The organism is Arenimonas sp. (genome assembly GCF_035721105.1).
Taxonomy (GTDB): Bacteria; Pseudomonadota; Gammaproteobacteria; order Xanthomonadales; family Xanthomonadaceae; genus Arenimonas.
This window is the reverse complement of the sequence record NZ_DASTNG010000051.1, coordinates 17,408-38,333: the sequence shown is the minus strand read 5'-3', so window position 1 is coordinate 38,333 and position 20,926 is coordinate 17,408. Positions and strand designations below refer to the sequence as shown.

17 protein-coding genes and 1 pseudogene are annotated in these 20,926 nt (G+C 68.8%); 6 read left to right on the top strand and 12 right to left on the bottom strand.

Features of this window, described 5'->3' with window-relative positions; translation table 11 throughout:
* Positions 1 to 3 precede the first annotated feature (3 nt).
* From VFQ84_RS07405 to VFQ84_RS07390, 4 genes are read right to left on the bottom strand one after another with little or no spacing between them, the layout of a single operon-like run.
* Positions 4 to 1,149 carry a TniQ family protein gene (locus VFQ84_RS07405; protein WP_325130764.1) on the bottom strand — a complete coding sequence of 382 codons (1,146 nt, stop codon included), beginning with the start codon at positions 1,147 to 1,149 and terminating at the stop codon, positions 4 to 6.
* The gene (locus VFQ84_RS07400; RefSeq protein WP_325130762.1) at positions 1,146 to 2,048 is read right to left on the bottom strand and encodes a TniB family NTP-binding protein; all 903 of its coding nucleotides are present in this window, start codon (positions 2,046 to 2,048) and stop codon (positions 1,146 to 1,148) included. Before VFQ84_RS07400 ends, VFQ84_RS07405 begins: the two co-directional genes overlap by 4 nt.
* Complete coding sequence (locus VFQ84_RS07395) at positions 2,048 to 3,976, bottom strand: Mu transposase C-terminal domain-containing protein (RefSeq protein WP_325130760.1); 1,929 nt, start codon at positions 3,974 to 3,976, stop codon at positions 2,048 to 2,050. The genes VFQ84_RS07400 and VFQ84_RS07395 overlap by 1 nt, the downstream gene beginning before the upstream one ends.
* Positions 3,963 to 4,739, bottom strand: coding sequence for a TnsA endonuclease N-terminal domain-containing protein (locus VFQ84_RS07390; protein WP_325130758.1), 777 nt, complete (start codon positions 4,737 to 4,739; stop codon positions 3,963 to 3,965). Before VFQ84_RS07390 ends, VFQ84_RS07395 begins: the two co-directional genes overlap by 14 nt.
* A gap of 39 nt (positions 4,740 to 4,778) precedes the next feature.
* Between VFQ84_RS07390 and VFQ84_RS07385 the strand changes: the two are divergent.
* A pseudogene (locus tag VFQ84_RS07385) lies at positions 4,779 to 5,465 on the top strand (ATP-binding protein); the annotation flags it as partial.
* Here VFQ84_RS07385 and VFQ84_RS07380 read toward each other — a convergent pair.
* On the bottom strand, positions 5,462 to 6,610 hold the full coding sequence (locus tag VFQ84_RS07380; RefSeq protein WP_325130756.1) for a putative peptide maturation dehydrogenase: 1,149 nt from the start codon (positions 6,608 to 6,610) through the stop codon (positions 5,462 to 5,464). The pseudogene VFQ84_RS07385 and the gene VFQ84_RS07380 overlap by 4 nt on opposite strands.
* Positions 6,611 to 6,704: 94 nt before the next feature.
* Between VFQ84_RS07380 and VFQ84_RS07375 the strand changes: the two genes are divergently transcribed.
* The gene (locus VFQ84_RS07375) at positions 6,705 to 6,959 is read left to right on the top strand and encodes an NHLP-related RiPP peptide (protein WP_325130753.1); all 255 of its coding nucleotides are present in this window, start codon (positions 6,705 to 6,707) and stop codon (positions 6,957 to 6,959) included.
* A 42-nt stretch (positions 6,960 to 7,001) separates the two neighbouring features.
* On the opposite strand, the gene VFQ84_RS07370 is transcribed toward VFQ84_RS07375, so the two are convergent.
* From VFQ84_RS07370 to aceB, 4 genes are all read right to left on the bottom strand, one after another.
* Complete coding sequence (locus VFQ84_RS07370) at positions 7,002 to 9,557, bottom strand: putative peptide modification system cyclase (RefSeq protein WP_325130751.1); 2,556 nt, start codon at positions 9,555 to 9,557, stop codon at positions 7,002 to 7,004.
* Positions 9,558 to 9,622: 65 nt separating this feature from the next.
* Positions 9,623 to 10,642, bottom strand: coding sequence for a GGDEF domain-containing protein (locus VFQ84_RS07365; protein WP_325130749.1), 1,020 nt, complete (start codon positions 10,640 to 10,642; stop codon positions 9,623 to 9,625).
* 124 nt (positions 10,643 to 10,766) lie between these two features.
* The gene (gene aceA / locus VFQ84_RS07360) at positions 10,767 to 12,071 is read right to left on the bottom strand and encodes an isocitrate lyase (protein ID WP_325130747.1); all 1,305 of its coding nucleotides are present in this window, start codon (positions 12,069 to 12,071) and stop codon (positions 10,767 to 10,769) included.
* 93 nt (positions 12,072 to 12,164) lie between these two features.
* Entirely contained in the window at positions 12,165 to 13,790 is a 1,626-nt protein-coding gene (gene aceB / locus VFQ84_RS07355; protein WP_325130745.1) for a malate synthase A, read from the bottom strand.
* A 113-nt stretch (positions 13,791 to 13,903) separates the two neighbouring features.
* Between aceB and VFQ84_RS07350 the strand changes: the two genes are divergently transcribed.
* The 3 genes from VFQ84_RS07350 to VFQ84_RS07340 all read left to right on the top strand — a co-directional run bounded on the left by VFQ84_RS07350 (position 13,904) and on the right by VFQ84_RS07340 (position 16,380).
* Entirely contained in the window at positions 13,904 to 14,863 is a 960-nt protein-coding gene (locus tag VFQ84_RS07350) for a LysR family transcriptional regulator (RefSeq protein ID WP_325130744.1), read from the top strand.
* A 224-nt stretch (positions 14,864 to 15,087) separates the two neighbouring features.
* The gene (locus VFQ84_RS07345) at positions 15,088 to 15,864 is read left to right on the top strand and encodes a hypothetical protein (RefSeq protein ID WP_325130742.1); all 777 of its coding nucleotides are present in this window, start codon (positions 15,088 to 15,090) and stop codon (positions 15,862 to 15,864) included.
* Positions 15,865 to 15,894: 30 nt separating this feature from the next.
* The gene (locus VFQ84_RS07340) at positions 15,895 to 16,380 is read left to right on the top strand and encodes a hypothetical protein (RefSeq protein ID WP_325130740.1); all 486 of its coding nucleotides are present in this window, start codon (positions 15,895 to 15,897) and stop codon (positions 16,378 to 16,380) included.
* Positions 16,381 to 16,407: 27 nt separating this feature from the next.
* Here the strand turns inward: VFQ84_RS07340 and VFQ84_RS07335 are convergent, their stop codons facing one another.
* From VFQ84_RS07335 to arfB, 3 genes are read right to left on the bottom strand one after another with little or no spacing between them, the layout of a single operon-like run.
* The gene (locus tag VFQ84_RS07335) at positions 16,408 to 17,670 is read right to left on the bottom strand and encodes a mechanosensitive ion channel family protein (protein ID WP_325130738.1); all 1,263 of its coding nucleotides are present in this window, start codon (positions 17,668 to 17,670) and stop codon (positions 16,408 to 16,410) included.
* A gap of 45 nt (positions 17,671 to 17,715) precedes the next feature.
* On the bottom strand, positions 17,716 to 18,303 hold the full coding sequence (locus tag VFQ84_RS07330) for a lysophospholipid acyltransferase family protein (protein WP_325130736.1): 588 nt from the start codon (positions 18,301 to 18,303) through the stop codon (positions 17,716 to 17,718).
* Positions 18,300 to 18,725 (bottom strand): alternative ribosome rescue aminoacyl-tRNA hydrolase ArfB, encoded by a 426-nt coding sequence (gene arfB / locus VFQ84_RS07325; RefSeq protein ID WP_325130881.1) that lies wholly within the window; start codon positions 18,723 to 18,725, stop codon positions 18,300 to 18,302. Before arfB ends, VFQ84_RS07330 begins: the two co-directional genes overlap by 4 nt.
* Before the next feature lie 196 nt (positions 18,726 to 18,921).
* On the opposite strand from arfB, the gene VFQ84_RS07320 reads away from it, so the two are divergent.
* Positions 18,922 to 20,904, top strand: a complete 1,983-nt coding sequence (locus VFQ84_RS07320) for a UvrD-helicase domain-containing protein (RefSeq protein ID WP_325130733.1) — start codon at positions 18,922 to 18,924, stop codon at positions 20,902 to 20,904.
* Positions 20,905 to 20,926: the final 22 nt, after the last annotated feature.

Here is a 20,926-nt window from a genome sequence, read left to right as displayed (position 1 = left end):
GGATTATGTACCAAGCCCGGTGTTGGATAGCGCCCTTCTGTTTCTCCACATAATCGCTTCCCACGATGTAAGACCCAGGGTCTCAACGATGGCCTTTCTGGTCACCTCCCGCCCGCTACCCCTGACCCAGTTGGCCGCCGCCTGCGTTTCGTCGGCCGTCACCACATGAGGTTGAGCGGTCGGCAGGCGATCAAGAGCTCGCTGCATCCAAAACGGCGCAGGTCCACCCGCCGCGATCAAGTGGGACCGCATGATCTTTTCCCCTGCCACATCCGCCAGGAACTGCTCTGGCCAGTCCACCAGCCAGCACGAAGCGGCGTGCAGCAATAAGCGACGGTGGTCGATGGGAAGGTGCTCGAACATCCTTGCCGATGTCGCTACTCCGGCAGCGTCACAGCCTAGTGCCACTTTTCGGCGGAGCAATCCCTGGCACTTCGCCGAGATGAGCACACGCGTCAGGAACTTTACCCCTTGGAACAGCGCCAACGAGATGTGCCACCGCTGATCAATGCGTGCTCCCCCGGTGGCGGCGGCCAGTTCCATCCTCCTCTGGAGTCGGACCGTATTCGACAGGGGCTTCGCCGTAGGCCGATCGCTGCGCAGGTCGCGGCCGCAGCCAATACAGGGCCAACGCCCCAGCCGGTCAGGGTGCATGCGGTGGAACATGAAGACGCTGCCGCACGAGGGGCAGCGGTCCAGCAGCTCCTGGTGGTGGCGTAGGCAGGTCGTGACGAACGATTGGCGCCAGGCAATCCGGGCGTAGGTCGGCGGCTCGGCCAGGCAGGCGGGACAGAACTGCAGGCCCGGAGATCGGCGGACCCGGTGGTAGACCCCGGCGGGCAGGATCCACCCGCACACCCCCGGCCTGATCAGATCCTCCACCACCCGACCCACCATGGGGCGCAGCGTCATGGCCTCGATCCTCGCCTCGGGGACACCGGTCCATTTGGACAAGGTGCCTTCCAGAGCAACCGGGAACGAGCGGTCGGTATCCCGGGTCCAGATCTGGGCACCGGTCCCAAACATCGTAGTGATCAGGGTCTGGTCGGTCTTGTGATTGGCCAAGGCCAGACGGTGCAGCCACGAGGAGATGAGCTCGCCCGCTTGCGGGGGCGGGACACGTAGCCAGCCTTGCGGCCGAGCGTTCATTCGCCTTGGCTTTTCACTGCCCGCTTGCGATCACTGGGCGCCGCCCATGGAAGGGCCCGGACAAACTCGATCGGCAAGCAGGGGAGCTTGGCGACAAGCGCCTCCCGGAGCGCGAACTCCAGTAGATCGTAGACCTCGCCAATGTAGCCCTCCGTCAACGCATGAATCAGCGATGCAAAGCTGGGCGCGCTGAGCTTGGACGGCTTGGTCAGTGGAAGCCGTAGCTCAAAGGAGGCCAGCAGCGACTGGAAGTCCTTGTCCAGGGGCCAGGGCGGCAGCGGCAGAGCACGCAGACGATTGATCAGCTCGTCTGACGACGCCAGCGCGGCCGTGCCGCGCGGTGTGCTGAACGCCGCGATGGGCAGTGGGACCTGGCTGGCGATGTATCGGATCGCGTCCAATAGGACTAGGCGCGCCTCCCGCCGGGCCCCCAGCATCCGCTGAATCTCGTCGATCATGAGCAGCTTGGTCTCGGCCGCCTGAAGCGACAGGATGACGACGCGTCGCTTTTCCTGCACCGGGTCCGTTGAACGGTACGGCACGCCCAGCTGGTCCAGGATGTTGTCGAGCATGGCGCTCTCGGTGGGCCCGGGCAGCATCTCGTGCAGCACGACCGGCAAGCGGAATCGGGCTTCCTCACCCTCCATGACCTGCATCGGATTGGCATCCAGGATGCGCTTGGCGATGCGGGATTTGCCGTTGTTCGTGTCCGCGGTCACCACATAGCCGGCCATACGGTCGCGTCGCGGCTTCAAGACCAGGTCGCTCAGGGCCCGGATGATGGCGTCGGCTCGGTCGTACTTGATCCAGAATTCGGTCTGGAACCAGGCCAGGCGCGCCTCCTCGGACAGCCCCATGATCGGCCGGGTCAGCTCATCCAGGTGAGGGTAATCCGCCATCACTCGATGGCAAGCGCGACGATGCTGTCCTCATCCAACAGGACGCCGACAGGCCCTCGCTTCTGTTCTTGGGCTTGCTCTGTCGCGCTCGGCTTGCCCGGGTTGGCGCCGTCCATCTGCGCCTTCTCAGTCTTGCTCTTCTTCGCGTACATTTTTTTCTTCTGCGCTTCCTTTCGCGCTGCCTGAGTCTCCTGGCTGGCCTTGGACTTGATCTTCTGCAGCTCGCGATACGTGTCGAAGATAACCTCTTCGTCGACCTCGCTCCTCCCGGCCTCCCTCAGGAACTTCCGAACCGCACGCAATTCCCACAGCGTGATGCTGGGATGCTCCATGCGGCGGTAGGGAATCTTGATGTAGACGTCGCGTTCCGGATCCAAGAACCAGATGAAGCTCAGGTCACGAGGGTCGCGACGAAGCAGGAACTTGCGTTTGACCTTCCTGTTTTCCGGATCCCGGGCATGGATGTACTTATCGATGGCCGGGTCGTAGTAGGTGATGGAATCCCACGTGACGCCGTTGTTCTGCACGGTCTTGGTCGTGCAGGGCATGAAATCGAGCTTTAGGCGCAGGGGATCGGTGATCGGCTCCGGCAGACCCACCCCAGGGCTCTCAGCATCGCCCAAGATCCCGCTCTCGTACTTGCGGATCGGAGGGCGGTTGAGCCCCGTATGTTTTCGCTGGTGGTAGACGCCGCAGAGCCAACGGGTGAGGTATTCCTCGGTCTGATCGAACGTGAACTCTGCCTCTTCGTGGGGCTTGTACTCGCCCCGCTGCATCGGGTTCGAGAACGTCGTCCCATTGATGGTCTGAATCTCTTGGTTGACCGTTCCCAGCAGCCGCTCGATGTGGCCGCCCCAGTTGGGCGTGGCCACGGGCCGCCACTCGAGATTGATTTTTTGCGCCTTGGCCGCCCGGGTCACCGGATCACAGCGGAAGGTCCGGTCATTGTCCGCGTGCACGGTGAGGGGCTTGCCCCACACCGGCCATGCCATATCGATGCCGTGGGCCGCCAGCCAGGCCTCCTTGGGCAGGATGGCGTGGACCAAGGCCATACCGACCGAGGTCGCATTAGGCTTGTCGATCGACATGTAGAACCCGGCGACAACCCGGCTGAACACGTCGATGGCCAAGGTCAGCCACACGCGGCCAATGTTCTTTCGATACACGTCGTCGACAATGCACACATCCAACGGGGTGTGGTCGATCTGCCAGACCGCGTTCGGGTGGATGGCTTCGTCGTAGATGCCGGGGTAGGCCTTGTGCCGCCGAGCGCCCTTGCGGCCTTCTCTGGCGGCGGCCTTCTTCTTGTCGCTGAGCCACGCAACCCTCAGGCGGACGGTGTTGGGATGCGGAATCTTGAGCTTGGCTCGGTGGCAGCGCTCCTCAATGACTTCCATCACCTTGGGAATCTTGAGCTTCTTGGTGGTGAGGTAGTGCTCCTCAATCGCCTCGTCGACGATGTCTTCCTGCAGGTCGACTAGCCGGGATTTGCCACGGCCCCCTGTGGGGTGGTGGGGCGCCAGTCCCACAATGCCCTTCTTGGCGTGGACGATCCGCCAGCGATAGATGGTCGCGACGCTCTTGCCCAGCGCTTCCGCGATCTCCTTGACCAGGGCCTTCGATGGCCTAATCGCCTCAATGATCAGCTTGAGCTTGGCCTCCCGCCTTTCAGCCTCGGCCCAGTCCTTCTCCGACAGGGTCTCAGTGCCGCTGGAGGTTGATTCTTCCGTCCCGGCGCCGCTGACGACCGCCGGCTGCTGGATCGCGGCCAGGATGTCGGCGATCGCAAGTTTCTCGCGCACGTCCGCGCCGTCGCGCTTGGCCAAGACGTGGGTAAGGTTGAAGTAGCTGTCGAGCGTGTAGGCCGAGCCGCCCAAGGCAAACTGGCCGCCGATCGCTAGCGGATGCGGAGCGTCACCCGACGGCATAGCTTCGAATGGGACTGGCCATGGTGACGACCTTGTCCAGGTCTGCCTCGATCACGCCCCGGGCCACCATGTACCACAGTGCCGGCAACAGGTAGGCCTGCTCCCATTTGGAGCTCGACAGCGCCTGGAGGAGCTTGGCCGGGGTGGTCTCGCCAAGCTTCCTGAGTGCCTGGGTGACGCGTGCCTGGTCCTCCCATTCAATCTCACGCCTCTGGTAGGGGAGCAGGAACTTGGCGTTCTTGAGCCGCGGGGTTCGGATTTCCTTCTCGGTGGCGATGTCGAAGGTCCAGCCCTGGGTTCGGGCATAGGCGCGGCAGGCCTTGAACTTGGGCTTGAGGTTCGCCCAGTCTGCTTTGATCTGCTCGCGGTACTTCACCTCGACGAGGGCCGCGGACTGGAGCAGCTTGTCGCCCTTGGGGTGACTGCGCTCGACGAGGACGTCCGGGTAGTAGGCCCGGCCCGGCCGTTCCTCGGTCTTGGCGGTCACGACCTTAAGCGGCTGCGGGTGCCAAGCGAAAACGCGAACATCGAACTCAAGCAGGACGTAGTAGTCCCTCTCGAGGCTGGATTCGAAGGGGCCAGGGCCCTCAACCTTTTGCCCGGAGGTCATCAGGCCAGTCAGGGAGCGGCGGCCGAGGCCTATTTTCCGGGCGGGGGGCAAGGCGTTTGGGAACCCTTTCGCATCTTCTAGTGGAAAACTATAGGAAGTCGCATCCAGTAAGGTTTGAAGTCTCTTCAACTGTTGTTCGGAAATGGCGCGCATAGGGCCTCCTTTTGACGGATGGTCGCGCGCACTTCTGAATCTGTCACCGGCGGCGGCGGCAATCCGCGGCCCGGCGAGATTTCGCTGGCGCACAACGGCGTGCTGTTCCTGGACGAGTTGGCCGAGTGGAGCCGGCATACGCTGGAGGTGCTGCGCCAGCCGCTGGAATCGGGCGTGATCACGGTCTCGCGCGCGGCGCGCCAGTCCGACTTCCCGGCACGCTTCCAACTGGTGGCCGCGATGAACCCCTGCCCTTGCGGCTGGGCCGGCGACCCCTCCGGCCGCTGCACCTGCCCGGCTGAATCGGTGCAGCGCTACCGCGCCAAGCTCTCGGGCCCGCTGCTGGATCGCATCGACCTGCAGCTGGCCGTGCCGCGGGTACCGCCCGAAGCCCTGCGCCCCGATGCGCCGCGCGGCGAGTCCAGCGCCGCCGTGCGCGAACGCGTGCTGGCGGCGCGCGCGATCCAGCTCGCGCGCAGCGGCGTCGCCAACGCCGCGCTGTCGCAGGCCGACACCGACACCCACTGCCGGCTGGCTCCCCGCGAACAGCAGCTGCTGGAGGCGGCGATGGCGAAGCTCCAGCTCTCGGCCCGCGCCATGCACCGCATCCTGCGCCTGGCCCGCACCATCGCCGACCTCGACGCCAGCGCCGACATCGGCCACGCGCACCTGGCCGAGGCCCTGAACTACCGCCTGCTCGATCGCGCCGGCGCCGCGCCGGGTTAGCGGTATTCGACCGTCACCTGCTCGCCGCTGTCCGGACCACAGCCGCACACGGCAATGACGCCGTCGCGGACCGGATCCAGGCCCAGCGCCGCCGAGATATCGATCTCGTTCACCGCCGCGGTGACGAAGGCCGGCAGGCCGGCTTCGGCCGCCAGCAGGTAGAAGGTCTGCGAGAGGTGACCGGCGTCCATCAGGATCGCGCGGTGGGCCTTGGCGTGGTTGCGGTACTTCCAGAAGTTGCGGCGCCAGCGCGGCGCCATCACCACCAGCAGCGGCGCATCGGCGAACCATTCCTGGCCGGCGACGAAGGCCAGCGCGTGGGCGCGGGCCGCCGCCGGTTCCAGCGCCTGCAGGGGCTCCAGCGCATGGGCCACCGGGTGGTAGTGGTAGAACCCGGGCGCCACGCCCTCGACCCGCTGCGCGAGCACGTAGGCCTCGATCGGATGCAGGCTGCCGCCGGACGGACTGGTTTTCTTCAGCGCTGCCGTGCCCTCGGCGATCTCGCGCACCTGCTGGGCGCCGAAGGTCCGCTGCAGCAGGCGCGATGCGGTAGCCAACGGGACGGCACCGGCCGGATCGTAATTGCGGCCGGTGTAGCGTCCGAACAGTGGCCCGTCGAGCGGCCCGGCCGCGGGCGCCGGCAGCGCGACCCGCGCCGCGGCCGGGCCACGCGCCACCGTTTCCGGCGGCGGCGGCCCGAAGGCCTGCACCATGTCGCGGATGGTTTTGAACCGGGACAGCCGCGGATCGCTGGCCACGTCCTGCCCGCTCCAGCGGCTGAAGGCATGGGCCAGCGCCGGCAGCGGACGCCAGTGGCTCTCGCGTACCGCCTCGTCGCGCGCGCGCCAGTCGCCGGGCCCCCCCTCGAAGGCCAGCAGCAGGCCGGCCCGCAGCATCGCGTCCACCGCCTCCGCGCCGTACGCCTGGTCGAGCGGCGCGCGCTCGACCCACAGCGACTCACCCACCGAACGCAGCAGCGCCAGCTCGGCGTCCGACAGCTCGACCTCGGCGTCCAGATGCGCGGCCAGCGCGACCCAACGGCAGGCCGCGGCCAGGGCCTGGTCGCCGGCGAACAGGGTAGCCAGGTCGAATTCCAGGTGCTCGCGGGCCTCGAAGACCAGGATGGCGCAGCGGCGGATCAGCATCGGGCGTCCTTGCGGGGGCGGTGGTGGACTTCCCACCGGCAGGCGCTAAGCTTGCCCGGTCGCGTTGGCGACGCCAATCATCCAGGGGAATTCAATGTCCAAGTCGTCCTGCTTTACGCCCGAGATCGTCGATGAACTGCTGGACAAGCTGTCCAGCGACGACCAGTTCCGCGAACAGTTCCTCGGCAACCCGGCGCTGGTGCTGCATACGATGGGCGTCGACGTCGACCCGGCCCAGGTGCCGCCGATCCGCCGCCTGCCGAGCAAGGAATCCCTGAAGGCCAATCGCGACGCCATCAAGGCCAAGGTCGCGGGCAAGGCCGGCCTGGTGTGGTTCCTGGTCGAGTAACCGGTCAAACGGCCGGTGGGGCAAGGCCCCGCCGGTCCGGAATCAGCCCCTGCGGGAGTTTCCGGCGGCCGGTGTCCGCGCGTACGCATCGCAAGCCGCGCGGGTCGCCAACAGGTTGGGCACCAGCGACGAGAATCCGAAGCTCCACTCCGAAAGCGCCTGGCCGCGGGCCGCGCATAGCGCCTTGCCGGCCTCGACCATCATGGCCTCGTCCTGCCGCGCCTCCAGCACCCTGAGCCGCGTCACCTGCGCCTGCAGGTAGTGGCTGTTGGCCAGTTCCTTGGCCGCCGCGGCGAGGGCCGCCGCATCCTTCTCGCCTCCGGCGACCGCCAGCTCGGCCTCAAGCGCCTTCCAAAGTGCCTCCCGCTCCGGGTAGCCGGAGCCCAGGCTCATCGCCCGGGTCTTCTCAAGCACCTCGCGCGCCAAGTCCGTGTCTCCGTTCCGCGCCGCCAGCAAGCCCCCCAGCAATGCGTGGGTGAGGCTGCTGAAGTCGTAGCGCTCGGCTGCCGTGGCGACGCGATCGAGCTGGGCCGTCACGTAAGCCGGAAGCGCCTTGTCAAACGCTGCCTCGTCGCCCGCCGCTGCCTGCACGGCCAACCGGGCCAGCGCGATGCGCGCGGTGTCGCTCGGCGAGTTCACCGCACCCTGCGGGCCCTCGATGGCATCGAGTTCGGCCAGGGCTTCGTCGTAGCGCCCGCGATCCGCCTGGGCCGCGCTGCGCCGCAGCCCCTTCCAGAGCCGCTGGATGGGCGAGTCCCGCTCGACGTCCTTGTCCAGCGCCGCCAGGGCCTGGGCATGCTGGCCGCGCGCCAGCGGGACGTCGGCATCACTTCCGAACAAACGCCCGCCACCCAGGGCCTGCAGGTCCTCATAGGTGCGGCCGGCCTCGTCGAGATTGCCCTGGCCGACCTGCATCACGGCGATGGTCGTCATCGACAGCGACCGCAGCGGATGCCGGCTGGCCGCCACCTGCCGGTACCAGGGTTCGGCCGCGGCGAAATCGTTCTTGAACTGCCAGAGCGTGTTGCCGACGTTCTGCTGGCCGGTCATGAAATCGGGGTAGAGCTCGGCCAGCTGCGTGTACCGGTCGATCATCCGGTCGGGCGTTTCGAAGATGGCCAGCTGCGCCTGCACGTTGAGCTTGTCGCGGGCGCTGAGGCGGTCCTGCTGGGCGGCGGCACGCTCCATCAGCGCCCGGGCTTGCGCCAGGTCGTCGGCCTGGAAGTAGTGCGCGCCCTTCTTCATCAGGGCACTGGCGAACGCCGGGTCCAGCTCGATGGCGCGATCGAGCAGGGTCAGCGAAGTGCGGGCATCGCCGCGACCCAGGGCCTGGTTGGCCATCGAGAACGCGCGCAGCGCCTCGAGGTTGGCGGTGGTCACCTTTTCCAGCGGCGCACTGGTGGCCTCGATGCTCGAGAGCGATTCGCCGAGCCGCTCGCGCACGCTGACGATGGCCTCGTCCATGGCCGGCAGCACCGACTCCACGCCGCGGCCGTCGGCGCTTTCGCTGTAGACGGTGACGCCGCTGTTCGGGTCCACCACTTCCAGGCTGACCCGCATCACGCCGCCCACCTGGGCAACGGTGGGCAGGATGACGGCCTTGGCGCCTTCGCGCAGGGCGAGTTCGGTGGCCAGCTGGCGGTCCACCGGCTGGCCCTGGCGCTGCATGCGCTCCAGTGCGCGGTCGATCTGCAGGTCGGACACCAGGTTCACGTGGCGCGACTGCTCCAGGCCCACGCGCAGCGCGGTGTCCAGGGAGTCGTCGAAGAGCGGCTCGCCGCTGCGGTTCTGCAGGTCGGCCACCACCACCCAGTCGCGTTCGGCGAAGGCGATCGCGGGCGGGCTGCGGAAGGTCGACCAGAACAGGGCCAGGCCCAGGCCGCCGACGACGAGCACCTCCAGCGCCAGCACCGGCGGCCGCCGCCACAGCGGCAGCTCGCGCCAGGCCTTGGCGCCGGACTCGGGCGCGCGCAGCGGCGACAGGCCGGGCTCGCCGACTTCGTGCACCAGCATCGGCGCCGGCACGCCCTTGAAGCTGTAGCGGCCGTGCATCAGCCAGCGCAGCCTGGCGCCGGCCTCGCCGAGCTCGCCGGCGGCGCGCTGGCACAGGTTCTGGGCCATGCCCGACATCAGGATCTGGCCGGGCCGCGCGAGATTCATCAGGCGCGCGGCGACCGGCTTGGCCAGGCCCTCCACTTCGAAGGCCTTGGCGCCGGCCAGCACGTCCTTGGGTTCGTTGGCCCAGGTCATCACGTCGCCGACGTGGATGCCGATGCGGGCCTTGAGGTCGACGCCGTCGACCGCGCCGATCTCGCGCAGGCCGCGCTGGTAGCGCAGGGCGAAGTCCAGGGCCTGGATCGGCCGCTCGAACAGGGCCAGGGCGCCATCCGCCTTGTCGATCAGCTGGCCGTGGCACAGGGCCAGGGTCTGGCGCATCAGCTGGTCGTGGCGCTGCAGCAGGGCGATGGCGCGGACGTCGCCGAGGCGCTCGATCATGGCGGTCGAGTCGACGATGTCGCACAGCAGCACGGTGCGCAGCATCGGGGTGACCGATGGCGCATAGGCGTGGCTGGCAACGCGGGGCTCGGGGACGCTCATGGACGGCTTGGGTACCTCCTGCTGGGCTTAACGCAGCGATCGCTGGCGCGCGGCCAAACGGTGGATCAGCGCGACAGGCGCCAGTGGTCGCCGCCCTGGCGCTTGGCGTCGTACAGGGCGCCGTCGGCCTGGCTGTACCAGCTGGACCAGCCGCCCGGGTCGGCACAGAAGGCGCCGCCGATGCTGACCGACAGGCGGTGGTCGCGCAGGCTGGGCAGGCGCAGGCTGCGGATGGCGCTCATCAGGCCCAGGGCCCGGTTGGCCAGCTCGCCGTCGTCGCTGACGCGCAGGACCAGGGCGAATTCGTCGCCGCCCAGGCGGCAGGGCAGCTCGATCGGACCGGCCGTGCGCCGCACTTCCTCGGCCACGGCGCGCAGGGCGGCGTCGCCGGCCAGGTGGCCGCTGCGGTCGTTGATCTGCTTGAAGTGGTCGATGTCGACCAGCAGCAGGGCCAGCTTCAGGTCGTTCAGGGTCTGGTGGCCCAGTTCGTCCAGGTAGCGGTACAGGCCGCGGCGGTTGGCCAGGCCGGTCAGGTCGTCGGTGCGGACCAGCTGCTGGGCGACGGTGAGTTCGGTGCGGGTCTGGCGCAGGGTGTCCAGCGTCTGCATCAGGTCTTCGTTGCGGCGCTTGAGGTGCTGGATCAGCTGGTGCTCGCCGGCGACCAGGTAGGCGAAGCTGCGCTGCATGAAGCGGGCGACGTGGGCGGGCTCGCGCTCGACCAGGGCCTGGAAGGACTGCTGGGTGACTTCGTAGAGCACCCCGGGGGTTTCGGCCACGGCGCGCGCGAAGCGCTGGTGCCGGCCGATGAACACGGCCAGCTCGCCGAAGTACTGGCCGGGGCCGAGCAGCTTGTCGGCCAGGCCGTCGTCGAAGCCCAGGCGGACTTCGCCGGTATCAATAAGGAACATGCTCTGGGCCGACTCGCCGCGCCGGAACAGCTCCTCGCCAGGCAACACGGCCCGGCTGACCCCCGCGCCGGCCAGGACGCGGAACTCTTCGGGCGACAGCTGCGAGGGGAGCCGGGCATCGGCCCCACCGGATGCGGCGGGGACGGCCTGGCTGCCGGGGAGATCGACGGGGATCACGGGCGGCTCGGCAGGAGGGACTGCCCGAGTGTATCCAAGCTGGCGTGAAGGCGACAGCGACTTTTGTCTCATATCGCCGCCCCGACCGTACGCGACGGCACGGCCGGGGCAGCGTCCCCCGGAATCAGGCGGCCGCGGCCTTGGCGTCGCCGTGGAACTGCTCTTCCTCGGTCGAACCCTTCAGCGCCGTGGTCGAGCTCTTGCCGCCCTGGATGGCCTGGGTGACCGAGTCGAAGTAGCCGGTGCCGACCTCGCGCTGGTGCTTGACCGCGGTGAAGCCCTTGTCCGCGGCCGCGAACTCGGCCTCCTGCAGCTCCACGAAGGCGCTCATCTGGTTGCGGGCGTAGCCGTAGGCCAGGTTGAACATCGAGTAGTTGAGCGAGTGGAAGCCGGCCAGGGTAATGAACTGGAACTTGTAGCCCATGGCCGCCAGCTCCTTCTGGAACCTGGCGATGGTCGCGTCGTCGAGGTTCTTCTTCCAGTTGAAGGACGGCGAGCAGTTGTAGGCCAGCATCTTGCCCGGGTACTTGGCGTGGATGGCCTCGGCGAACTTCTTGGCGAAGGCCAGGTCCGGCTTGCCGGTCTCGCACCAGACCAGGTCGGCGTAGGGCGCGTAGGCCAGGCCGCGGCTGATGGCCTGGTCGGCGCCCGGGCGGGTCTTGTAGAAGCCTTCGACGGTGCGCTCGCCGGTGCAGAACGGCTGGTCGTTCGGGTCGATGTCGCTGGTGAGCAGGTCGGCCGCCTCGGCGTCGGTGCGGGCGATGATCAGTGTCGGCACGCCCATCACGTCGGCCGCCAGGCGCGCGGCGACCAGCTTCTGCACGGCTTCCTGGGTCGGCACCAGCACCTTGCCGCCCATGTGGCCGCACTTCTTGACGCTGGCCAGCTGGTCCTCGAAGTGCACGCCGGCGGCGCCGGCCTCGATCATCGCCTTCATCAGCTCGAAGGCGTTGAGCACGCCGCCGAAGCCGGCTTCCGCGTCGGCCACGATCGGCTGCAGGAAGTCGATGCTGTCGTTGCCCTCGGCGTGGTGCAGCTGGTCGGCGCGCAGCAGGGTGTTGTTGATGCGCTTGACCACCAGCGGCACCGAGTTGGCCGGGTACAGCGACTGGTCGGGGTACATCTCGCCGGCGACATTGGCGTCGGCCGCGACCTGCCAGCCCGACAGATAGATGGCGTTGAGGCCGGCCTTGACCTGCTGCATGGCCTGGTTGCCGGTGAGCGCGCCGAGCGCGTTCACGAAGGGCTTCTCGCCCAGGTACTTCCACAGCTTGTTGGCGCCGATGCGGGCCAGCGAGTGCTCGATGGCGACGGTGCCGCGCAGGCGCACCACTTCCTCGGGGCCGTAGCCGCGCTCGATGCCGGCCCAGCGCGGATCGGTGGCCCACTCTTTCTTGAGCTGCTCGGCGGTGGGGAGGGTCGTGGTCATGTCGTCGTTCCTTTGGATTGAAGGGGAGTCGCAGTGATTTTTCTTGCCTCCCTCTCCCCCTGGGGGAGAGGGCCGGGGAGAGGGGGAACCGAACTAGCCGAGGCGCTCGTAGGCCGGCAGCGTCAGGAAGGGCACCAGCTCGTTGGCGTGCGTCAGCTCATCGAGCAGCGCGATCGCCTCGTTGATCTTCGCGCCGCCCGGCAGCTTCATCCGCTCGGACAGCTTCGAGGGCAGGCTCATCAGCGCGCGGTCGAACAGCGAGAAGTCGACCGGCGTGCCGTCGTCGAGGTGCAGGTGGCCGCCGCCGTTGTCGGCCATGTGCAGCCACTGCCAGAGCTGGGCGCGGCCGATCTCGGCGGTCGCGGCGTCTTCCATCAGCCAGTGGATCGGCACGCAGCCCTGGCCGTCGAGCCAGGCGGCGAGGTAGCGCACGCAGACTTCCACGTTGTTGTCGAAGCCCTTGCGGGTGATCGTGCCCAGGCTCGGGCGGATCAGGTCGTCGCGGGTCACCACGACGTCCTCGCGGCGCACGTGCTGCTGGTTCGGGGTCGGCATCTTCTCGTCGAAGACTTCGCGCGCCACCTTGATCAGGGCCGGGTGCGCGACCCAGGTGCCGTCATGGCCGGCATTGGCTTCGCGCAGCTTGTCGGCGCGGACGCGGGCCAGCGCTTCCTCGTTGGCGATCGGGTCGCCGGCGATCGGGATCTGCGCCGCCATGCCGCCCATGGCGTGGGCGCCGCGGCGGTGGCAGGTCTGGATCAGCAGCTCCGAGTACGCCTTCAGGAAGGGCTGGGCCATGCCGACCTGGCCGCGCTCGGGCAGCACCCGGTCGCGGTGGCGGCGGAAGGTCTTGAGGTAGCTGAAGATGTAGTCCCAGCGGCCGCAGTTGAGGCCGGCGATGCGGCCGCGCAGCGCGTGCAGGATCTCGTGCATCTCGAACACGGCCGGCAGGGTCTCGATCAGCACGGTCACTTTCATCGTGCCCTCGGCCAGGCCCAGGCGGGCCTCGGCGAAGGCCAGCACCTGGTCCCACAGCGCGGCCTCCTCCATGCACTCGAGCTTGGGCAGGTAGAAGTACGGGCCGCGGTCCCTGGCGTGCAGGCCGGCGGCGTTGTGGAAGGCGAACAGGCCGAAGTCGAACAGGCTGCCGCTCATGCGCTGGCCGTCGACCAGCACGTGCTTCTCGTCCAGGTGCCAGCCGCGCGGGCGGACGATCAGGACGGTCTTCGAATCCTTGTCGAGCACGTAGTGCTTGCTGCCGTCCGGCGCCATCCAGTCGAGCTGCCCGGTGACGGCCTTGCGCAGGGCGCGCTGGCCGACCAGCAGGTTCTCCCAGGTCGGGCAGGTGCTGTCCTCGAAATCGGCCATGTAGCAGTTGGCGCCGGAGTTGAGGGCGTTGATGACCATCTTCGGATCGACCGGGCCGGTGATCTCGACCCGGCGGTCCTGCAGGGCCGCCGGCAGCGGGGCCACGGTCCAGTCGCCCTCGCGCAGTGCGCGGGTGTCTTCGCGGAAGTCCGGACGCTCGCCGGCGTCGAAGGCGCGCTGGCGCTGCTGGCGGGCGGCCAGCCGGGCCTGGCGGGTCGGCTCGAAGGCGCGGTGCAGGTCGACCAGGAAGGCCTGGGCGGCCGGCGTCAGCAGGTCTTCCTGGCCGGCCAGGCGCGGCCCGGTCAGCGAAAGGGGCGGGATGGTGCGCGCTGCGTCTCCGGCCATGGCCATCACTCCTGAGGGATTCGATGGCTCGAACCTAGGCGCCGGCGCCGACTTTGACAAAACATATGTTTTGATACTTATTATTAGCCCTGCTTATACCTGCATCGGAACAAGGGCTTATGGCCACCGGCAACCCGCGCTTCTACTACAAGGGCGACCGCCTGAAGCCGCTGCGGGCCTTCTGCCAGGTCGCCCGCCTCGGCTCGGTGTCGCGCGCGGCCGAGGCCCTGTTCCTGAGCCAGCCGGCGGTGACCCTGCAGCTCCAGGCCATCGAGCGGGAGCTGGGCACGGCGCTGTTCGAACGCATCGGCCGGCGCTTCAGCCTCACCCGCGAAGGCCAGGTGCTGTACGAGATCGCCCGGCCGCTGGTCGAGGGCCTGGACGGCCTGGATAGCGAATTCCGCAGCAAGATCAAGGGGCTGCAGGCCGGCGAACTGCACGTCGCGGCCGGCAGCTCGACCATCCTCTACCTGCTGCCCAAACTGGTGCAGGCCTTCCGGGCCCAGCACCCGGAGGTGCAGTTGGTGCTGCACAACGTCACCGGCCAGGACGGCCTGGGCCTGCTGCGTTCGGACGGCGTCGACCTGGCCGTGGGCTCGATGCTCGACGTCCCCACCGACCTGGCCTACGCGCCGGTGTATTCCTTCGACCCGATGCTGATCTGCCCGCCCGGGCACCCGCTCGCCGAGAAACCCGACCTCAAGCTCGAGGACCTCTCGCCCTACGGCCTGATCCTGCCGCCGCGGCGGCTGACCACCTATCGCCTGGTCGACCTGGTGTTCCAGCAGCGGCGCGTGCCGTTCACCGTGGCGCTGGAGGTGGGCGGCTGGGAGGTGATCAAGCAGTACGTGGCGATGGGCCTGGGCATTTCCATCGTCACCAGCATCTGCCTCACCGAGGCCGACGAACAGCGGCTGGTGGCGCGCAACCTCGGCGACTACTTCCCGCCGCGCAGCTACGGCGTGGTGATGCGCAAGGGCAAGTACCTCAGCCCGCAGGCGCGCGCCTTCATCGACCTGGTGAAGCCGGGCCTGTTCGAGCGCCGCGACTACTTCGACGCCGGCCACTCCGAGCGCTGAAGCACGATGCCATGCAATTGGTAGCGTTGCTCTAACCATCGGCGCGGCAACGCGCGCCGCGCCAAGGCGGCACGCACGGCATGTCAGGAGCACTTGACGCCTCCGCCGACGATTCCCGTCCTTGCCGTCTTGCCGCTGGCCGGATGCGCCGATTAGAGTCCGCGGCCATCACGACGTCGACGCGATGAATGCCATCCGCGAGGTCGCCAGCAACGGGGACAACGATGAAGAAGAAACTCATCGCGGGCGGCGTGATCGCCGCCGCGCTCGTGGGAGCGGCTGCGTTCATGGGTCCGTTCGACGACCGGGCGCCTGCGGTTCGGCCGCAGGCCGCGCAAGCCGAAAGCCCGGACAGGCCGCCTGCCGCCACACCGGCGCCGGCGCTGCGACCGATGCCGGCGTCGGCTCCCGCGGCACCCATGAGCGCCGGAGAACTCGAACTGGTGCAGCGCTATGCCGCCTGGTCGGCGCAAACGCCGGAGGAAGCACGCTGGCTGGAACAGCACGGCTACCCCGACGAGGCCACGGCCGAGCGCTACGCGCAGCTGAGCGACGATGCCCTCGCGGCCCTCGCCGCCGACGGCGACCCGATGGCCAGGCTGCAACGGGCCGAGCGGGCGGCGTATCGCGGCCAGGACCGGCAGGCGATCGACGACATGTTCGACGTCGCGGCAGACGGCTCCGTCTACGCCCTTGAGCGCCTCGCGCTGGCACAGGCCAGCGGACGACAGGGCGACACCGGCATGGCGGAAGCCTACCTGCAGGCCGCGCGCCTGCGCGGCAACTATGCCGCGCCGGTGCAGCTGGGGGCGCAGTCCACGCCCGAGGAACGCGCGATGAGCCATGCGATGGCGCAGGCCATCCTCGACCGCATGAACCAGATGCGCCGCCAGCGCGGCCTGCCGCCGCTCGGCAACGACCCCCGCCCGGGGGCCGGCGTCACCTTCGAACAACTGTTCATCGAATGGCAGTCGCGGCTCGCGCCGCCGCCGTCCCCCTGATCCCTCCACCCAACGCAGGAAAACCCACCCATGAAGTCAAAGAACGCCCCCCGGCGCCTCCGCCTCGCGGCCCTGGCCGGCCTGTCGCTGTCGGCCATCGCCGTCGCCTGCTCCATGATCACCGTCGCGCCGCCGGCGACGCCGGTGCGCGTGTCCGCCATGGACATCCTCCGGAACGGCTTCGACAACGCCGCCGTCGCCGCGATCGGCGCGCGACTGCAGTCGATGTACGGCAACCGCTACAACGCCGACGAAGTCTTCGTTTACGTCGCCGTGCAGGGACCGATCGGCAAGCCGGCCGTGATCCTTCCGTTCACCAAGCCCTGCGACGAGCGCTTCGACGAGCAGGGCCGGGAGGACGAGGACGAAGACGAGGACGGCAACGACACGCCGCCGTCGAGCGGCGGTGGCGGCAGCGGCGGCGGCATCGGCTTCCCGTCGTTCCCGTACATCCCGGGCGGCTGCGTCGGCAACTGCGGCGGTACGGTCGAAGTCGGCGACATCGAGCAGACCTGAGCCCACGCGCGCGGCAGGGCGTCGTCGCTAGCCGGCGGCGCCCTCGCCGCTTCCACCCCGTGCCGCGAGCGCCCGGCTGACATCGCCGCCGGACGGCACCTGGAAGGCGCGCAGCCCGAACTCCGGCAGGATCGCCAGCAGGTGGTCGAAGATGTCGGACTGGATGTCCTCGTAGTCACCCCAGGCGGTGGTGGCGGTGAAGCAATACACCTCGATCGGCAGGCCCTGCGGGCCCGGATCGAGCTGGCGCACCAGCAGGGTCATGTCGTCGCGGATGCCCGGGTGCGACTGCAGGTAGGCGCGGGCGTAGGCGCGGAAGGTGCCCAGGTTGGTCAGTCGCCGCAGGTTCACCGGCGCCTTGCCCTGGCGCTGCGCGTTCCATTCGGCCAGCTCGGTGGCCTTGCGCTCGAGGTAGGGCTGAAGCAGCACGAAGCGCGAGAGCGCCTCGCGTTCGTCGTCGGCGAGGTAGCGCACGGTGCCCTGGTCGATCGGCAGTGCGCGCTTGATGCGGCGGCCACCCGACTCGCTCATGCCGCGCCAGTTCTTGAAGCTGCCCGCGATCAGTGCGTGGGTCGGGATCGTGGTGATGGTCTTGTCCCAGTTCTGCACCTTCACCGTGTGCAGGGCCACGTCCACGACGTCGCCGTCGGCGCCGAACTGCGGCATCTCGATCCAGTCGCCGACCCGCACCATGTCGTTGGAGTTGATCTGCACGCTGGCGACCAGTGACAGGATGGTGTCCTTGAACACCAGCAGCAGCACCGCCGTCATCGCGCCGAAGCCCGAGAGCAGCAGCAGCGGCGAGCGCTCCACCAGCACCGCGACCACCAGCACCGTCGCCAGCACGAACAGGGCGATCTTGGCCAGCTGCAGGTAGCCCTTGATCGGGCGGCTGCGGGCGCGTTCGGGATCGCGGGCTTCGTAGATGTCCTGCAGGCTCGACAGGAAGGCCGAGATGGCCTGGGCCGCGGTCACCACCACGTAGGCCGCGGCGACGTTGCGAAGCACCGCCACCCCGCCCTCGGGCACGCCCGGCAGCAGCGGCGCACCGAGGTACACGACGATCGCCGGCACCGCGTGCGCCAGCCGCCTGATGACGCCACGGGCCAGGATCGCGTCGTCCCATTTCACCGGCGAGGCCTTGACCAGGCGCACCAGCACGCGCACCAGCAGCCGCTGGGTCAGCTGGTCGGCCAGCCAGGCCAGCAGCGCCAGCACCAGGGCGCTCGAAAGGGTCAGCAGCCAGGGCCGCGAAGCGATGAATTCCTGCAGCGAGTGGATCGATTCCATGCCGCCAGTCTATCGACCCCCTCCCGGGCACCCAAGCCGGGGCGATCAGAGCGTGTCGCGGTTCTTGCCCATGTGCGGACGATAGAGGCTGCGGATGCGGGCCATGTCGGCCTCGTAGTCGTCGCTGGGATGGAACAGTTGGTCGAGCAGGATCTGCCGGGCCGGATAGTGGAAGGCGGCGCAGAACACCGGCACGCCGGCCTGCCGGGCGATCTTCCAGAAGCCCGGCTTCCAGCGCTCGACGCGCCGGCGGGTGCCTTCGGGCGCGAGCACGAACCACATGCGCTCGGCGCGGCGGATCTCGGCGGCGGTCTGTTCGACGATGCCGCCCGGCGCGCTGCGGTCGACCGGGTGGCCGCCGAACTTGCGCAGCAGCCAGCCCAGCGGACCGCGGAACAGTTCGGCCTTGGCGATGAAGGTGATGTCCACGCCCATCGCCAGCTTGGCGGCCAGGCCCCAGACCGCGTCCCAGCCCGAGGAGTGCGGCGCCACGATCACCACCAGCCGCGGCAGGTCGGGCCAGTCGCCCTCGATGCTCCAGCCGCCCAGGCGCAGCATGGTCCGGCCCAGCCAGCGCCCGAAGGCACTGCCGTTGCGCGGGGCCGAGGCGGGCAGCGTCGGGATCCGGGTCATTCGCGGTCCCAGCCGGAGGTGCTGCGGTGCTTCTTCACGGTCGACCGCTCGCGCTTGGCGCCCAGCCGGCGCTCCTTCGAACCCTTGGTGGGCCGGGTGGCGATGCGCTTCTTCGGCGGCACCAGCACGGCGGCGATCAGCGCGGCCAGCCGCTCGCGGGCGTCCTCGCGGTTGCGGTCCTGGGTGCGGAAGCGCTGGGCGCTGAGCACCAGCACGCCCTCGTCGGTCAGCCGGCGGTCGCGACGGGCCAGCAGGCGGGCCCGCACCGGCTCGGGCAGGGACGGCGAGTTCACCACGTCGAAGCGCAGCTCCACCGCGGTGGCGACCTTGTTCACGTTCTGCCCGCCCGGCCCGCTCGAGCGCACGAACCGCTCGACGAGTTCGTCATCCGGGATGGCCAGCGTTGGCGAGACCTGCAACATCGCCAGATTGTAAAGCGGTACCGGGTTCATTTTCTTTCTCGATGAGACAGCCGGTCGGAGCGACGTACCGGGTTCATTTTCTTTCTCCCTGAGCCCGGCCGGCGCCTGGGCCAGTCTCAGGGAGAAAGAAAATGAACCCGGTACGGCTTGTTCACGTTCATCAAGGCGGGGGCGGGCCGCTACAATCCCCGGCCTCATGCATGGCTTGAACCCCCCCCAGAAAGAAGCGGTCGCCTACGTCGGCGGCCCCCTGCTCGTGCTGGCCGGCGCGGGCAGCGGCAAGACCCGGGTGATCACCGAGAAGATCGCGCACCTGATCGCCACCGGGCGCCACGAGGCCCGGCACATCGCCGCCATCACCTTCACCAACAAGGCCGCGCGGGAAATGCGCGACCGCGTCGCCAAGCGCGTGAAGGGCGAGGCCGCCGAGGGCCTGATGGTCACCACCTTCCACTCCCTGGGCCTGCGCTTCCTGCAGATCGAGCACGAGCGGGCGAAGCTGCGGCGCGGCTTCTCGATCTTCGACGGCGACGACCAGATGGCCATCATCAAGGACCTGGCCACGCCGGGCCTGAAGAACGACGCCCTGTACTCGATCCAGAACCTGATCAGCGCCGCCAAGAACAACGCCCTGTCGCCCGAGCAGGCCGCCGAGGCCGCCCGCTCGGCCCGCGAGCGCGAGGCGGCCGGGATCTACGCCCGCTACCAGGCCCGGCTGCAGGCCTTCAACGCCGTCGACTTCGACGACCTGATCCGGCTGCCGCTGACCCTGCTGGAGGCCGACCCGGACCTGGCGGCCGGCTGGCGCGAGCGCATCCGCTACCTGCTGGTGGACGAATGCCAGGACACCAACGGCGCCCAGTACCGCCTGCTGCGCCAGCTGGCCGGCACCAAGGGCAACATCACCTGCGTCGGCGACGACGACCAGAGCATCTACGCCTGGCGCGGCGCCCAGCCCGAGAACCTCGACCTGCTGGGCCAGGACTACCCGAACCTGAAGGTCATCAAGCTCGAGCAGAACTACCGCTGCACCAGCCGCATCCTGCGCTGCGCCAACACCCTGATCGCGAAGAACCCGCACGCCCACCTCAAGCAGCTCTGGAGCCAGCACGGCGACGGCGAGCCGGTGCGGGTCTGGGCCTGCACCAACAACGAGCACGAGGCCGAGCGGGTCGCGGCCGAGATCCACTACCTGCACCAGGCCAAGGAAATCCCCTGGGGCGAGTTCGCCATCCTGTTCCGCGGCAACCACCAGTCGCGGCCGCTGGAAAAGGCGCTGCAGCTGCTGCGCATCCCCTACCACCTCACCGGCGGCACCAAGTTCCTGGACCGCGCCGAGGTGAAGGACGCGCTGTGCTGGCTGCAGGTGCTGGCCAATCCCGACAACGATGCCGCCTTCCTGCGCGCGATCGCCGCGCCCAAGCGCGAGGTCGGCGCCACCACGCTCGAGAAGCTGGCGGCGATGGCGCAGCAGGCCGGCCTGCCGATGTCGGTGGCCGCCGGCCAGATCGGCTTCCTGAAGCAGCTCACGCCTCGCGCGGCCGCGGGCCTGGACGAGTTCAGCCGCATCGTCGACAAACTGCGCGACGCCGCCGAGCAGGTGACGCCCGCCGAACTGGTGCCGCTGCTGGCCGAGCAGAGCGGCCTGCTGGCGATGGTGCGCAGCCAGTGCAAGGACGAGGCCAGCTTCCTGCGCCGCAAGGCCAACCTCGAAGAGCTGGCGTCGTGGTTCGAAGGCGCCCGCGGCGGCGGCCCGGGTGAACTGGCCGCGCAGCTGGCGCTGCTGTCGAACGCCGACCGCGGCGAGCCCGGCAACGCCGTCCGCCTGATGAGCCTGCACGCGGCCAAGGGCCTGGAGTTCCGCGCCGTGTTCGTGGTCGGCTGCGAGGACGGCAACCTGCCGCACGAGGCCAGCCTCGAGGAAAACCGCCTCGAGGAGGAACGCCGCCTGATGTACGTCGGCATCACCCGCGCCAAGGAGCGGCTGTACCTCTCGCACAGCGCCGAGATCAAGCGCTGGGGCAGCATCGACCACCTGCTGCCCAGCCGCTTCCTCGACGAACTGCCCCCCGGCGACCTGCTGCGCGACGGCACCGACCCCGAGCGCGAGACCGCCGAGAAGAAGCAGCGCGGCCGCGCCCACATGGACGCCATCGCCGCCCTCTTCGGCGACGGCTAGCCCCCAAAAAAGGGGTCAGAGT